The organism is Geminocystis sp. NIES-3709 (assembly GCF_001548115.1).
Lineage (GTDB): Bacteria > Cyanobacteriota > Cyanobacteriia > Cyanobacteriales > Cyanobacteriaceae > Geminocystis.
Window position 1 is genome coordinate 1,322,623 of record NZ_AP014821.1, and the last position, 15,326, is coordinate 1,337,948.

The 15,326-nt window shown below is 34.4% G+C and carries 12 protein-coding genes; 6 read left to right on the forward strand and 6 right to left on the reverse strand.

Annotation, left to right across the window (positions count from 1 at the left end; genetic code table 11):
• Nucleotide 1 precedes the first annotated feature (1 nt).
• Complete coding sequence (locus GM3709_RS05570) at nucleotides 2-379, reverse strand: cyclic nucleotide-binding domain-containing protein (protein ID WP_066117037.1); 378 nt, start codon at nucleotides 377-379, stop codon at nucleotides 2-4.
• A 277-nt stretch (nucleotides 380-656) separates the two neighbouring features.
• On the opposite strand from GM3709_RS05570, the gene carB reads away from it, so the two are divergent.
• Nucleotides 657-3,902: a carbamoyl-phosphate synthase large subunit gene (gene carB / locus GM3709_RS05575; RefSeq protein WP_066117039.1), complete on the forward strand. Its 3,246-nt coding sequence runs from the start codon at nucleotides 657-659 to the stop codon at nucleotides 3,900-3,902.
• Nucleotides 3,903-4,202: 300 nt separating this feature from the next.
• On the opposite strand, the gene GM3709_RS05580 is transcribed toward carB, so the two are convergent.
• Both GM3709_RS05580 and apcB read right to left on the reverse strand, forming a co-directional pair.
• Complete coding sequence (locus GM3709_RS05580) at nucleotides 4,203-5,276, reverse strand: AbrB family transcriptional regulator (RefSeq protein ID WP_066117041.1); 1,074 nt, start codon at nucleotides 5,274-5,276, stop codon at nucleotides 4,203-4,205.
• A 344-nt stretch (nucleotides 5,277-5,620) separates the two neighbouring features.
• The gene (apcB, locus tag GM3709_RS05585) at nucleotides 5,621-6,133 is read right to left on the reverse strand and encodes an allophycocyanin subunit beta (RefSeq protein ID WP_066117043.1); all 513 of its coding nucleotides are present in this window, start codon (nucleotides 6,131-6,133) and stop codon (nucleotides 5,621-5,623) included.
• Between the two features lie 273 nt (nucleotides 6,134-6,406).
• Here apcB and GM3709_RS05590 point away from each other — a divergent pair, with 273 nt between their 5' ends.
• Nucleotides 6,407-7,570: an HhoA/HhoB/HtrA family serine endopeptidase gene (locus tag GM3709_RS05590; protein WP_066117045.1), complete on the forward strand. Its 1,164-nt coding sequence runs from the start codon at nucleotides 6,407-6,409 to the stop codon at nucleotides 7,568-7,570.
• A gap of 398 nt (nucleotides 7,571-7,968) precedes the next feature.
• The gene (bioB, locus tag GM3709_RS05595) at nucleotides 7,969-8,982 is read left to right on the forward strand and encodes a biotin synthase BioB (RefSeq protein ID WP_396229705.1); all 1,014 of its coding nucleotides are present in this window, start codon (nucleotides 7,969-7,971) and stop codon (nucleotides 8,980-8,982) included.
• A 58-nt stretch (nucleotides 8,983-9,040) separates the two neighbouring features.
• On the opposite strand, the gene GM3709_RS05600 is transcribed toward bioB, so the two are convergent.
• A complete protein-coding gene (locus GM3709_RS05600; RefSeq protein WP_066117048.1) occupies nucleotides 9,041-10,222 on the reverse strand; it encodes an RtcB family protein in 1,182 nt (393 codons plus the stop codon).
• Between the two features lie 107 nt (nucleotides 10,223-10,329).
• Nucleotides 10,330-10,785, reverse strand: coding sequence for an ABA4-like family protein (locus tag GM3709_RS05605; RefSeq protein WP_066117050.1), 456 nt, complete (start codon nucleotides 10,783-10,785; stop codon nucleotides 10,330-10,332).
• Between the two features lie 182 nt (nucleotides 10,786-10,967).
• Here GM3709_RS05605 and GM3709_RS05610 point away from each other — a divergent pair, with 182 nt between their 5' ends.
• The 3 genes from GM3709_RS05610 (at nucleotide 10,968) to GM3709_RS05620 (ending at nucleotide 13,672) form a co-directional block, all read left to right on the forward strand.
• Entirely contained in the window at nucleotides 10,968-12,218 is a 1,251-nt protein-coding gene (locus GM3709_RS05610) for an efflux RND transporter periplasmic adaptor subunit (RefSeq protein WP_231937619.1), read from the forward strand.
• A gap of 486 nt (nucleotides 12,219-12,704) precedes the next feature.
• Nucleotides 12,705-13,088, forward strand: coding sequence for a 2Fe-2S iron-sulfur cluster-binding protein (locus tag GM3709_RS05615; protein ID WP_315863046.1), 384 nt, complete (start codon nucleotides 12,705-12,707; stop codon nucleotides 13,086-13,088).
• A 251-nt stretch (nucleotides 13,089-13,339) separates the two neighbouring features.
• The gene (locus GM3709_RS05620; RefSeq protein ID WP_066117052.1) at nucleotides 13,340-13,672 is read left to right on the forward strand and encodes a 2Fe-2S iron-sulfur cluster-binding protein; all 333 of its coding nucleotides are present in this window, start codon (nucleotides 13,340-13,342) and stop codon (nucleotides 13,670-13,672) included.
• A gap of 374 nt (nucleotides 13,673-14,046) precedes the next feature.
• Here the strand turns inward: GM3709_RS05620 and GM3709_RS05625 are convergent, their stop codons facing one another.
• Entirely contained in the window at nucleotides 14,047-15,312 is a 1,266-nt protein-coding gene (locus GM3709_RS05625; protein WP_066115324.1) for an IS701 family transposase, read from the reverse strand.
• Nucleotides 15,313-15,326 lie beyond the last annotated feature (14 nt).

Below are 15,326 nucleotides of genomic sequence, written 5' to 3' on the forward strand. Positions count from 1 at the left end.
TTTAAATTGAGGTTTTCTGCTTTATTTTTCGCAAACGACTAGATAAACTTCTCACAATTTCCAAAGCAAATAAAGGCGTTTCTTGTAATAAAAATAAAAATCTTTCTTTGTTTAATTCTGCTAATTTACAATCAGTTTTGGCGATCGCAGTAGTCACCCTAGTATGATCTAATTGTACTAAAGCACCCTCACCAAAGACATCATGTTCATGGATACTTTCGACAACTCCATCATTTAGCCATAATTCTACCTCACCTTTCATCAATGCAAACATTCGATCGCCTTTTTCTCCTGCGGTAAAAATAACTTCTCCGGCTTGAAAGTCGAGAGTTTTGACATGATTAAAAAATAAATCAACAACATCACTAGGTTCTAACATAAAATAAAATAATGAAATACTAAAATTTTATTGTCTCAGGTTTAACAGTATTTTTGGTTAAGAAACCATTAACAATAAATAAGAATTAGAAATTAGGCATTACAAAATTTAACTGTCAACTGTCAAGAAAACTAGACAAACAAAAACAGAATTTATTTACTGATTAGATTAAAATGATCGAGATCACCCTTTATGATGAAAGGATTGAGGATTAATAACTTCGATTCCCATACTCAAGGACGATCGAGATAAACTAACGAATTAAAGCGATAAATCTATGCCACGTCGTGAAGATATAAACAAAATACTTATTTTAGGTTCAGGACCAATTATCATAGGACAAGCCTGTGAATTTGATTATTCTGGTACTCAAGCCTGTAAAGCACTACGAGAGGAAGGTTATCAAGTGGTGTTAGTTAACTCTAACCCTGCCACTATTATGACCGATCCTGAAACTGCTGAACGTACCTATGTTGAACCTATTACCCCTGAAATTGTCGAGAAAGTAATCGCTAAAGAACGTCCTGACGCTTTATTACCCACAATGGGAGGACAAACTGCTCTAAATACTGCTGTTTCTTTGGCAGAATCTGGGGTATTAAATAAGTATGGAGTTGAGTTAATTGGGGCTAAGTTACCTGCTATCAAAATGGCAGAAGACAGGGAATTATTTAAAGAAGCGATGGCAAGAATTGGTGTGCCTGTGTGTCCTTCTGGTATTGCAAACAATTGGGAGGAAGCTAAAGCAGTAGCAGAAGAAATTGGCTCTTATCCTCTTATTATACGCCCTGCTTTTACGATGGGAGGTACTGGAGGTGGTATTGCTTATAATCAAGAAGAATACGAAGAAATGGCTAAATTTGGGATTGATGCTTCTCCCATGTCTCAGATTCTCGTGGAAAAATCTCTTATTGGTTGGAAAGAATATGAGTTGGAAGTAATGCGAGATTTGGAGGATAATGTTGTTATCATCTGTTCGATCGAAAATATTGATCCGATGGGAGTACATACTGGAGATTCTATCACCGTTGCTCCCGCCCAAACATTAACTGATAAGGAATATCAACGATTAAGAGATTATTCTAAAGCAATTATTCGAGAAATTGGAGTGGAAACTGGTGGTTCAAATATTCAGTTTTCCGTCAACCCTATTAATGGGGATGTGATTGTAATTGAAATGAATCCTCGCGTATCTCGATCGTCTGCTTTGGCATCGAAGGCGACAGGTTTTCCCATTGCCAAATTTGCCGCTAAGTTAGCTGTTGGCTACTCTTTAGATGAAATTTCCAACGATATTACTAAAAAAACCCCTGCATCTTTTGAGCCGACTATTGACTATGTTGTAACTAAGATACCCCGTTTTGCCTTTGAAAAATTCCCCGGCTCATCTCCCGTATTGACAACCCAAATGAAGTCTGTAGGGGAAGCAATGGCCATCGGACGTACTTTTGCGGAATCTTTCCAAAAAGCCTTAAGATCTCTTGAAACGGGACGTTTTGGTTTTGGTTGTGATAAAAATGAGACTTTACCCACATTATCACAAATTAGCTCTCAATTACGCACTCCTAACCCTGAGAGAATTTTTAGCGTTTATCATGCCTTGAGATTGGGGATGACAGTTGAACATATTTACGAATTAACAGCGATCGATCCTTGGTTTTTAGATAAGATGCAGGAAATCGTCAATATTGAGAAATATATGAGACGCACAACCTTAAAAAATATAACTCCTGCGGAAATGCGTTTTATTAAACAACACGGTTTTAGCGATCGCCAAATTGCCTTTGCTACCAAGACAACGGAAGACGAAGTAAGAAGTTTCCGCAAATCTTTAGGAGTATTACCTGTTTATAAATTAGTCGATACTTGTGCCGCCGAATTTGAAGCCTTTACCCCTTATTATTACTCCACCTATGAAGCAGGAGAAAATGAAAGTATCCCCACCGATAGACGTAAAGTCATGATTTTAGGTGGTGGCCCTAACCGCATCGGGCAGGGTATAGAATTTGATTATTGCTGTTGTCATGCCTCTTTCTCTCTCCAAGACGCAGGTTTTGAGACAATTATGGTTAACTCTAACCCTGAAACTGTCTCTACTGACTATGATACTAGCGATCGACTTTATTTTGAACCGTTAACGAAGGAAGACGTTTTAAACATCATCGAAGCAGAAAATCCCGAAGGCGTAATTATCCAATTTGGTGGACAAACACCGCTAAAATTAGCTGTACCCTTGAAAAACTATCTCGCTGATCCTAATACTACTGTTACAACCAAAATTTGGGGTACTTCTCCAGACTCGATCGATACAGCAGAAGACAGAGAGAAATTTGAGGCAATTTTACACGAATTAAACATTAAACAACCCCCCAACGGTATCGCCCGAAGTTTTGAAGAATCAAAGGTGGTTTCTAATCGCATTGGTTATCCTGTAGTTGTGCGTCCTTCTTATGTTCTTGGTGGCCGGGGTATGCGGATTGTTTATAACGATACAGAATTGGAACAATACATGAGATATGCGGTGGATATTGAACCAGATCACCCTATTTTAATCGATAAATTCCTACAAAATGCGATCGAGGTGGACATTGATGCTATTTGTGATATGACAGGACAAGTCGTGATCGGTGGTATCATGGAGCATATTGAAGAAGCAGGGGTACATTCTGGGGATTCTGCCTGTTCAATTCCTTATATTACCCTTTCTGACTCTATTGTAGATACCTTGCGTACATGGACCGTAAAACTCGCCCAATCTTTAAAAGTAGTCGGTTTAATGAACATTCAATATGCAGTACAAGGAGATACTGCTTATATTCTCGAAGCCAATCCTCGTGCATCTCGTACTGTACCCTTTGTGTCGAAAGCCATAGGACGACCTTTAGCAAAAATTGCCTCTTTGGTTATGTCTGGTAAAACCCTTGAGGAGTTGGGCGCAACAGAGGAGATAATACCCAAACACGTCGCTGTTAAAGAGGCTGTATTGCCTTTCAATAAGTTTGCTGGTACAGATACTTTACTAGGTCCGGAAATGCGGAGTACAGGAGAAGTAATGGGCATAGACAGCGATTTTGGTAAGGCATTCGCTAAAGCTGAAATAGGAGCTGGAGTAATTGTTCATACTTCGGGAACAGTATTTATTTCCATGAATGACAGGGATAAAGAGGCGATCGTGCCTGTAGCAAAAGACTTAGTACAATTGGGTTTTAATATAGTTGCGACTGAAGGTACAAAAAAAGTACTTCTCGAACACGGAGTCACAAATGTGGAATTAGTATTAAAGTTACACGAAGGTCGTCCCCATGTAGTTGATGCTATTAAAAATAAACAAATTCAATTTATCATCAATACTCCTAACAGTGAGGAAGAAACCCAAACTGATGGACGTAAAATTCGTCGATCGGCTTTAGACTACAAGTTACCGATTATTACAACGATCGCCGGGGCTAAAGCAACGGTGGAAGCAATTCGATCACTACAGCATGAACCCTTACAGGTTAAAGCTTTACAGGATTATTTCTAAAATTTTTGGTGGGCATTGCCCACCCTACATTATTATTTTTGTATAATATAGTTCTGTCAATAACATAGCTGAATTATTAAAGACATTGGACACAATAGATATAGAACCCATTTGGTATCTTAGGAAACTGCTAGTCTTTTCAACATTAGTCGGATAAAACATAATTTTATCTTTTGTAGGGCTTCAGATTTTTATCAACTAACAATACATCTACTTTAGTATGGTCACACTGCCAAACATGGTTACTGTAACTAATATCCAAATCAAAACCATCACGAGTTTTAAATGATGAATCCTCACTTATTTTTTGGATAAATATAATAAGTAATTTCCAAAAATAGGAATCAATAGTAAAATCAGTAACATTCTAGTCATTTGCATCATTAAGACAAAACCAGAATCTCCCCCTAATTCAATAACCGTAGCCATCATGGCACTTAATCCTCCTGGTGTTGAACCTAATACAGCGGTTAAAGTATCAATTTTTGTGACAACATGAAACCAATAACCTATCACGAAACAAGTAGTAATTAAAATTAATACTAAAATTATTTCTAATAAGACTGCTTTTAATAATTTTTGCACAGTTTGTATTTCAAATTTTACACCGATCGATAACCCTAACAATAGTAATCCTCCTTGAAAAATTGACTGAGGAATAGTTATTTCATAAGGAAAAAATAAGAATAAGAGTAAACTGCTGATAAATGTACCTAAAAACAAACTTGAGGGTATTTTGAGTAATTTTCCTGTTTTTACTCCTAATATTGCTGATAAAGTTAAAATAAGAAGGTTTATAGGAAGGGGTAGGGAGGATAATGGTGAATTATTTGAAACTATTTTAGTAACATTTAAAAAATTTTGATCACTAAAAAAACTAACTACGATCGGCACAATTACTGATACCATCATAATCCTAAGATACTGTAACACAGCAACGACGATGGCATCTGCGCCCATTTCCTCACTCATAGCGACTAAAGTATGACCAGCACCCGGAATACATCCTAAAAAACTGGTGGGAAAGTCAATATCAGCAAATTTATAAATTAAATATCCATTAAATAAACTTAAAATACTGGTTATAAATATACAAATAATTAAAGGAAAAAAATATTCTTGACTACCAATTAATGTATCGGGAGTAAAACGACTTGCCGTAAACATGGCTATGATTGCCTGTCCAATTATGTTAAAAGGTTTTGGAATAGATGAACTATCATTTTTAACGATCGACCAGATAATACCAACAACTACAGGTATTAATAACCAAGGAATCGGCAAGTCCAAAGCCTCTCCAATCAAGGCTAAAATCAAAGCAAATATAATAACTAAACTAAGTTCAATTCCACCACGAAAATGGGAAAACAACATCTAAGGATTAGGGAAAAAGATAAATTTGGCAACGATCGTTAAGAAATCATCATTAAAACTCTGATGATAACTAAAAATCCTAATATTACAATATTTAAGAAGTATTTAGTTTATTTTATTAAAACGATTTTCAACTTCACTAAACTTTTTATCGATTTTAGTTTCTAATTTTTGCTCTAAGCCATCGATTTCAGTATCAAGTTCCTCTATTTTACCCTGTAATTTTTCAACTTTGGTATTGATATTACTGGATAAGTTATTAATTGCAAAGTATTATTTGTATTCTTTAGTCGTAACTTACAATGTAGAGATAGTTAATTGTTAATTGTCAACTATTGAAAGATTTATACAGAAATATCGCTAAACTCTCTGGTAAGATGATCAAAAGGTTCATCTATAAAGTCAGTTTTGTCCATTCCTGCTTCTAATGCCATTTCTTTAATCATTTCTTTCATAATTTGAATACCTCTGACAGTGGGTGCGATCGGTACACAAAGAGAATTATAAGTTTCTTTTAATCCCTGTAATACTCTTTCATCTAAAACAGTATTATTACCAGCTACTAAAGCATAACTAGCATAACGAAGGTAATAATCCAAGTCTCTTAAACAAGCAGAGTAACGACGGGTTGTATAAGCATTACCCCCAGCACGAATTAATTCGGGTACTTCTTCAAATAATTGACGGCCAGCATTTTTAACTAATTCAGGAGAATTGGCGTTAATCATGGCAGCTACTTGAAGTCTAGTTGTACCAGATTGATAATAAGATTTTAAAGAATCAAGGGCATTACGATCTAAATAGCGACCGGAGACATCATAATTTTTAATTAAATTAGTTACAGCGTCTAGTAACATTTTTTTCTCCCAAACAATATTTTATGATTAACTTTTATTTATGATCTTAATCGGATCTTGACATCAAAGCCAAAGACTATCATATCAAGACTTATATATTTTTGGTCTATAATCATTGCTCGATCGAGATAGGGAAAACACTACTGTTACACTCCCCCAAGAAAAGGAATTTTCTCCTTTACAATAAATGATTATAAACTGCGAAACTATTATCTTACTTCTTTACGTCTAGTGATAAGAAAAGTATCAAATCTTTACATCTTTTTTAAGGTTATGAATATGAATAAATCCATTCGTCAATTTTTTTCTCACCTCCTTGCTCTTTTCGTCGGTGTAATTATTGTTTTCAGTGGTATTCATCCTCTCATGGCTCAACAAGCTAGTGCTGATGTGTTAGCTCAAGCGGATGTACCCATTACTGCGGATAGTTTTGTCGCTAGAGCAGTGGACAAAACAGGTAAATCAGTAGTAAGAATCGATACAGAAAAGGTGATTACCCGTTCTCTTGATCCTATTTTTGATGATCCTTTTTTCCGTCAATTTTTTGGAGATCAATTGCGTAATCGTATGCCTCAAGAAAGAACCATTACAGGGCAAGGTTCTGGTTTTATTATCGATAGCCAAGGCATAATTCTCACTAACGCCCATGTAGTCAGTGGTGCTGATAAGGTGACGGTTACTCTCAAAGATGGGCGTAAATTTCAAGGAGAAGTCAAAGGCACAGATCAAGTAACAGACTTAGCTGTAGTTAAAATCAATCCTCAAGGGCAAAACTTACCCGTTGCTTCTCTTGGTGATTCTTCTGGAGTAAAAGTGGGAGATTGGGCGATCGCTGTAGGAAATCCTGTCGGGCTTGATAATACTGTGACATTAGGAATTATTAGTACCCTTAACCGTCCTTCTTCTGAAGTAGGTATTTTAGATAAAAGAATTGACTTTTTACAAACCGATGCCGCCATCAATCCGGGTAATTCAGGGGGCCCTCTTTTGAACGCAAGGGGGGATGTCATCGGTATCAATACCGCTATTCGTGCTGATGCGATGGGCATTGGTTTCGCTATCCCTATCAACGTGGCAAAAGAACTACAATCGACTTTAGCACAAGGAAAAGAAGTTCCTCATCCTTACGTTGGTATTCAGATGGTCAAATTAACCCCTGAATTAGCAAGAGAGAATAATCAAGATCCCAATACCGTCTTTTTAATTCCAGAATTAGAAGGAGTTTTAGTGGTTAGAGTTTTACCCAATACTCCTGCCGAACAAGGAGGTATTCGTAGAGGAGATGTAATTATAAAAGTTGATAATCAACCAGTTAAAGATGCGAACCAATTACAAAAATTAGTAGAAAATAGCGGTTTGAATAAAACTCTTAAATTTTCGATCGTGCGATCGGATCAGAAACTAGACTTAAATATTCGTACAGCACAATTACAATAACTTGTACAGTTTAGAGTAATGGCTAATACCTTTTATTTTACCTGAGTTATAAAATTTATGGGTGAGGGTAGCGATTAGCTTTTAGCCTTTTTTCCATTAAAGAATTAAGTAATCAATTACTAATGTTGATAAGAAATTTAACTTTAACTTAACAATATCTGATAGCTACCCTTTCGACAATATTTTTTCATCGAACTAAGGTTATTTTGCTAAATCAGTTTTCATAATCTACTCAAATAATACCAACTGCTTTCTCCTTTCGTGAAATAAACAAGTCTTATTGAACGTCAGGGGAACTCTTGCTGATATAATTTCTACATAGTTATTTATTCAGAAGAAAGGGGAATATTTTGGTGATAGATACGATTAATAAATCAGAAACAACCCAAAAAGCTACATTGAATCAGTGGTTAGAAGAATTAAGCACTCGCATTATTAACGGTAATTATATCAATCGAGAAGAAGCCTTAACCCTTACTGACATCGAAGGAGAAGAAAATATCTTATTGTTATGTGAATATGCCGATCGAATTCGTCAAGCCCGTTGTGGAAATATAGTAGATTTATGTAGTATTGTTAATATTAAATCTGGTAATTGTTCAGAAAATTGCAGTTTTTGTTCTCAATCGGTACATCATCAAGGCAAAGATTCCCCTGTATATGGCTTAAAATCGAGAGAAGAAATATTAGAATATGCCAAAGCGGCCGATGCGGCAGGGGCTAAAAGATTTTGTTTAGTGTCTCAAGGACGAGGATTAAAGTATAATAGCCCTAAAAATAACGAATTCGAGGAAATTTTAGCTACTGTTAAACAAATTATCACAGAAACTAATGTTAAACCTTGTTGTGCTTTAGGAGAAGTAACCCTCGAACAAGCTCAAGCCTTAAAAGAAGCAGGTGTTACTCGTTACAATCATAATTTAGAATCTTCTGCTAATTTTTACGATAAAATTGTTACCACTCATACATGGAACGATCGAGTAGATACCGTTAAAAACCTTAAGAAAGCCGGTATTCAGGCCTGTACGGGGGGTATTATGGGCATGGGGGAAACATGGACAGATAGAGTTGATTTAGCCCTATCTCTAAGAGAATTAGAAGTGGAATCTGTACCTATCAATTTACTTAATCCCAGAGAAGGTACCCCCCTTGGTAATGAAACAAAATTAACTTCTTTGGAAGCGGTGAAAGCGATCGCTATTTTTCGATTTATTTTACCGACACAAATATTACGTTATGCTGGTGGTAGAGAAGCAGTATTAGGGGAATGGCAACGTCAAGGCTTAAAATCAGGGATAAATGCCATGCTAATCGGTAATTATCTTACTACTTTAGGACAATCCCCCGAAGATGATCATGCCATGTTAGCAGAGTTAGGATTAGAAGGAGGAGAAGCCCCCGTCAACAATTAGGCAGTGCTGAAAAAGTATGAGCGGTGAGGGTTCGCAATTTTTCCACCTGTCCACCTACCTATCCTTTAATACAAATAAGCTGTTTTAAAGTTGCTACCACTTCCACTAAATCAGTTTGTTGATTCATTACTTCTTCGATCGATTTGTAAGCACAGGGAATTTCATCGATAACACCTTGATCTTTGCGACACTCAATTCCTTCTGTTTGGGTAATTAAATCATAAACATCAAAACTTTTTTTTGCCTTACTACGAGACATCTTTCGTCCTGCACCATGACTACAACTACAGAAACTTTCATGATTACCTTTACCCTTAACAATAAAAGATTTTGCTCCCATTGATCCCGGAATAATGCCATAATCATTTTCCATGGCTCTTACAGCACCTTTACGAGTTACATAAACATCCTCGCCAAAATGGGTTTCTTTTTCTGCATAATTATGATGACAATTAACTGTTAATAAAGATTTTGTTGATTTACCACCATTCAAATGTTTTTCGACGATGGCTTTAAAACGACTCATCATGACATCTCGATTAAAACGAGCATAATTTTGTGCCCATTGCAAATCTCGCCAATAAGCGTCAAATTCAGGAGTGCCACCCACAAAATAAGCTAAATCTGGATCAGGTAGTCTTAAATTAGCTAATTTTGCCAACTGTTTTCCGGTTTTGATATGACAGTCTGCCAATTGATTGCCAATATGACGAGAGCCTGAATGTAGCATTAACCATACTTGTCCTTCTGTATCTAAACATAGTTCAATAAAGTGATTACCTCCACCTAACGAGCCAAGTTGTTTAATAGCTTTACCTTCTAATCTTTGTACTCCTGAATGTAAATTTTTAAAGTCTTGCCAACCTTGCCAGTTAGTAACTTTGGTTTCTGTATTTTTATTTTCGTTAAAGCCAACGGGTATATTTGCTTCAATTTCCGATCGAATTTTTTTTAATTTCCCTTCTAGCTGATCTGCTATAAATGGTGTTTTGATTGCACTCATACCACAGCCAATATCTACTCCGACAGCCGCAGGAATAATCGCATCCTTCGTCGCTATAACTGAGCCGACTAATGCACCTTTTCCTAAGTGTACATCAGGCATTAAGGCAACGTGTTTATAAACAAAGGGTAAAGAAGCCACATTTTTTGCCATGTGAGTTTCTTGAAAGCCTAGTTCATGATTTGCCCATGATAGTATCGGTTTAGGAGTAGAAAGGTTTAATTGTTCGTACGGCATAACGGTTAAACAAAATCAAATGTCTTTCTATCATAATCAAATTTTTTGAAAATTAGGAATTTATCATCTGATCAATAGATTTAATCTGTTACCAAATGCTTTAATACTTATTCTTGAATATTTCTAGTAACTATTTGTAATTTTTTGTTTAAGTTAGTTTGAATTATCCTAGTTATTATATGAGATAAAAAGCCTATAGGCCCTGCAAATAAACAAAGAATTAATGAGTGAATTGTCCAAATTTTTTCTGTTTGTCCTTGCCAATAAATATATCTACCTAAAAATAAGTCTAATACTAAAAAATGCACCCATCCTGCAAATGTTACTGTAGGATCACTAAATACTTTGGCTAAATCTAATAGTTGTGGATTGGATAAGGTTGCGATCAAGTCTGGATTTAAGCTGATTATAAACAAATAAATATATAAAAAAATTAACGGTAAAAAAATTAAGTAAGATTTCATTATTTTTTGCGTAAATTCCCAATTTGGAACAAAAATCATCAGTAACCAAAAAGGTAATACAAAAAAAATTGCTAGATTAAATAATAAGTTAAAGTCCATAATTTGTGGTTTCACCCCTAGTTTAAATATTCCTATGATACAATGAAGCAGAATTTTTATTTATAAATCTTTATATTTATCCCACTAAAATTATGCTATGTCCCAAGACAATCAATTTATTTCGCCTATCAAATATATCTAGGAAAATCTCTCACAAAGACGGAAAGACGCAAAAAAAAATATTGAGATGGGGTAGTTTTACTTTTCTATTTCTCTGTTTACTGCCTTTAGGGGGATGTTTCTTTGAAACCAAAACCGAAGCACAAGAAGAAAAACCTGTATCACAGATTTCAAGGATCCCTTCTGTGGATGTAGTTAATGTAACGACAGGGTTTTTGACTGAACCTAGAGAATATATTGGTACAACTGAACCGATTAAAGAGGTAATATTACGAGCCCAAGCTGAAGGGCAAATATTAGACTTAACAGTAGATGTAGGCGATCGAGTTACGACAGGTCAAGTTATCGTTTTATTAGATGATACTCTTTTAAAAGCGGCATTATATAAAGCCGAAGCTGAATTAGCTTCCCTTAACTCCGCAGTGGTTGAAGCCGAAGCCGATGTTATTTCTGCTCAAGCTCAAGTTAAATCGAATCAGGTACAATTAGCTCAAGCTCAAGTGGATGCTAATAGATTAGAGGAATTATACAACGAAGGTGCGATCGCTAAACGAGAGGTAGAATTAGCTCAAACACAAGCAAAAACTGTTGAACAAACTGTTAAATCTTCAGCTTCTCAGGTAAAGGTAAAAAAAGCTGCCGTAGAAACAGCTAAAGGGAGAATTACCAGTCAAAAAGCGGTTATTCAAGAAGAGAAGAAAAGACTTAATTATACTCAAATAAAAGCTCCCAGTAGTGGCTATGTATTAGAAAAATTAACAGAACAAGGAAATTTAGTTCAACCCGGAGGAGAAGTTATTAAAATAGGAGATTTTAGTCAAGTAAAAATAACCGTTGCAGTGTCAGAATTAGACTTAGAAAATCTTACGTTAGGTAAAAGTGTTAACGTCAATTTAGATGCTTTTCCTGAACAAAAATTTACGGGAATAATTAATAGAATATCTCCTGCCGCCGAAAGAGACTCCCGACAAATTCCGATCGAAATTTTATTGAGTAATCCAAATCAAAAAATTAGTGGTGGTTTATTGGCAAGAGTTAAATTTTCTAACAATAATAATCCCCCTATTCTTATTCCTGAAACTGCTTTAAAAATTAATAATACTAGGGGAAATGAACTATCAAAAACAGTTTTTATTTTAGACAAAAAAGAGAATAATGTACAAGTTATTTCGAGACAAGTTACCTTAGGACAATCTAAAAATGGTAAAGTAGAAGTGTTGAATGGACTCAGTTTAAACGATCGTATAGTAGTCAGAAGTAGTGATAAATTAGAAAATGGTCAAACTGTGAGATTAAGCGTCATTAGTCAATAATCAATCAATAATTAATGGTAAATAGTTGATCCCAAATACTATAAGTTAATATTTGTTAAGTTAATTTCGGATAATCTGAAATTTTTTTTTTTTCTGTTATAATCACTACTATTCTTAACCAATGTATAACTTGAAACGATAAAAAAAAGTCCTAATCAATTTCCTTTTGATTTGTTTTTTTGAAAGCCTTGCCATCAATGCTTAATGATAAGTTATACAAGGTGCAATGTTGCTTTGAAAACATTCTTTTCAGCTTAAATGTATCTCAATTTTTCGGTTAAGGTGGGCAAAAGATAAAAGGAAAGATACAACAATCAAGAAAGTTAATTTGATGTAACTGCTTTTTTAAAAGTAGTTTAAATAGACTTTCATTTACGATCGATGAAACCGAGATTTTTTAAGTATTTATACTCAAAATAATGAAATTAATTTAGAATATTTAGTTCTTTGTCAACTCTCGGTTTAAAAGAAAAATCAGGATAATTCTTGATTTCTAAGACAGGATCAAAACACCTAAAAAATTCAGGAGAAACAATTATGGCTATTACCATGACTCCCTCAAAAAGTGCCGTGCAAACTCACAAAGTAACATTGATATTTCCAGATGGGAATCAGAAAGTGTTAAATGTGAAAGAGAATGAATATATCAGTGATGTAGCAATCTCTAATGGTATAGAATTACCATCTTCTTGTAACGCTGGAGTTTGTGTCACTTGTACGGCTAAACTTTTAGAAGGCTCGATCGTTCATGATCATACGTTTTTAAAACCCCAAGAAGAAGAAGCCGGATTTTTGTTAACTTGTAAAACTCTTGTCAAATCAGATTGTGTCATTCTCACAGATCAAGAAGACGCTTTATTAGACTTGTAAATTGTTGATATATAGCAAGGAAAAGATGATTAAGAAATTATCCAGTTATAAGAGTGATATTTCCATTCTTATAACTGTTATAGATTTTCAAACAATCTAAGCTGAGCTATACTGTATTTCATTTACCGGTAAAGAAAGAAAATAAGTAACTCTTAATCGATTTAGCTTTAAATCACCAATTTTTAAATCACCACTTTTAATGACTTTTAATTTATCAAATTTTTTATCAACCCAAATATATCGAAAAAATTATGGCTATCACTAAGACTCAAACCAATAATGCTGTTAAAACTTACAAAGTAACATTAATTTTTCCCAATCAAGAACAAAAAGTTTTAAATGTAAAGGAAAATGAATATATCAGTGATGTAGCAAATGCTAACGGTATAGAATTACCTTTATCCTGTAACGCTGGGGTTTGTGTCACTTGCACCGCTAAATTGGTAAAAGGTTCAGTTATTCATGATCATGCTTTCTTAAAACCCGAAGAAGAAGATGCAGGATTTTTATTAACTTGCAGAACTTTTCCCGAGTCAAATTGTGTTATTCTCACCCATCAAGAAGAAGCCTTGTTGGACTTTTAGGGAAGATAATTTGATATTGCCTGAGTGAGCTGTAAGAAACAATGAAAAATAAGGGTTTAAGGGCAATAGTTTACCTAAATTTCCTCATCAAAAAGAATTAAATTTAGTAAATCAGTATCTAAAATTAATTTGACTATATTTTAAATTAATTATTATTACTTTTCCCTATCTTCACCGATAATTTTATAGTTCACTCAGGCTGATATTGATGGGGATGAGACTAGAAGATTAGGAAGATTGTATTTCAAAGAATCATATAGTAGCACAAGATTATACCTTTCACAATTATATAATTGTTTTGTAGTCAAGGTAAGTAATAGAAAAGTTTAACTAGAAAAACGAACTATTCATTATTAACGGTACTTAGACAAAAATTATGCCCAAATAAACCCTAAACTAGCTTTATATAAACTAAATACTTCCACATTGTCTTTTAACCATTGAAAAAAGCGAAAAGACACAGCATTACGAAACGCTTCCAATGCCTCAGCAAAAGTATTTAACGGTTTATTCCCCCATTGTCTTCTTAAACCTCCTGTCAAACGATGCCATTGAATAAAAGTGTAGGCACAAAATACCAAGATAAAATGTCTCATTAAACTTCTTTTATTTCTCACTTGGTATTGTGATAACCCTAACCATCCCTTGATTTCACGGTAAAATACTTCTATCCAATTTCTTTGTGTATAAGTTTCTACTATCCAATTTCCACACACTTTTTCTCCTATTTCATTAGTCATTAAATAATCAATATCTGTGGAATTTTCAAAAGTATCTGCATTCATGACGATAGCTACAGTTTTTATTCCCGACAAAGCTGATAATTCAATATTTATCGTTGCTACCCAAAGAGTTTTTTCTCGATTTTTTCCTATTCTTATTTTTTCAAAACTATCTTGGGGTAATGATTTTGCTATTTCAGCTATGGTTTTTTCAGACTCGATAAAATCTTGTTTTACCAATTTTACTAATCTATTTTTAGCAATAATTCCTATATATTTTAAATTCTTTTTTTCTAGTTTGCCTAATAAATTAGTATTGTTTCCATAACCACCATCCATTAAAATTATTTGGGGACAATAATTTCGATTTAAACATTTTTCAATTAAATTAAAGGCAATGTCTGGTTTTTTCTGAAATTGTGGAGCGTCTTTTCCTTCAGGGAAATTTTCGGCTTTTTCATATAATTCAACGTCTAAAGGAAAACTTCTCACACCATCATAAATGTGAGTAGTGACTATAACATTACCATTATCAGTTTTGCCAATTTCACCAATATATTGTCTTCCCACACAGTCAGTAAAGTTTCCACTTTTACGATGACCTGAATCGTCTATAATTAAGGAGAAACATCGACTAATTTTTGTTTGACGACAGGATGCAATAATTTCTAATCTTTTATCATTTACCTCATCATAATTCCAAGTGGACTCTGTTAAGAAATGGTGTAATTTATGATAAGTAATATCAAGATTATTATGGGCAATTTGAGTTATATTTTTTCTTTGAGAATCTCCTAATAAACCGCCCAAATAATTTCTAAACTCTCGTTTTTGTGCCTTTGTTTTTAAGACTGGGTCTATTTTTTCACACCAGCGATTGAAACATGGGGGCATTGATGAAGAAGTAATTTCTTTCATTTTGACCTAAAAGC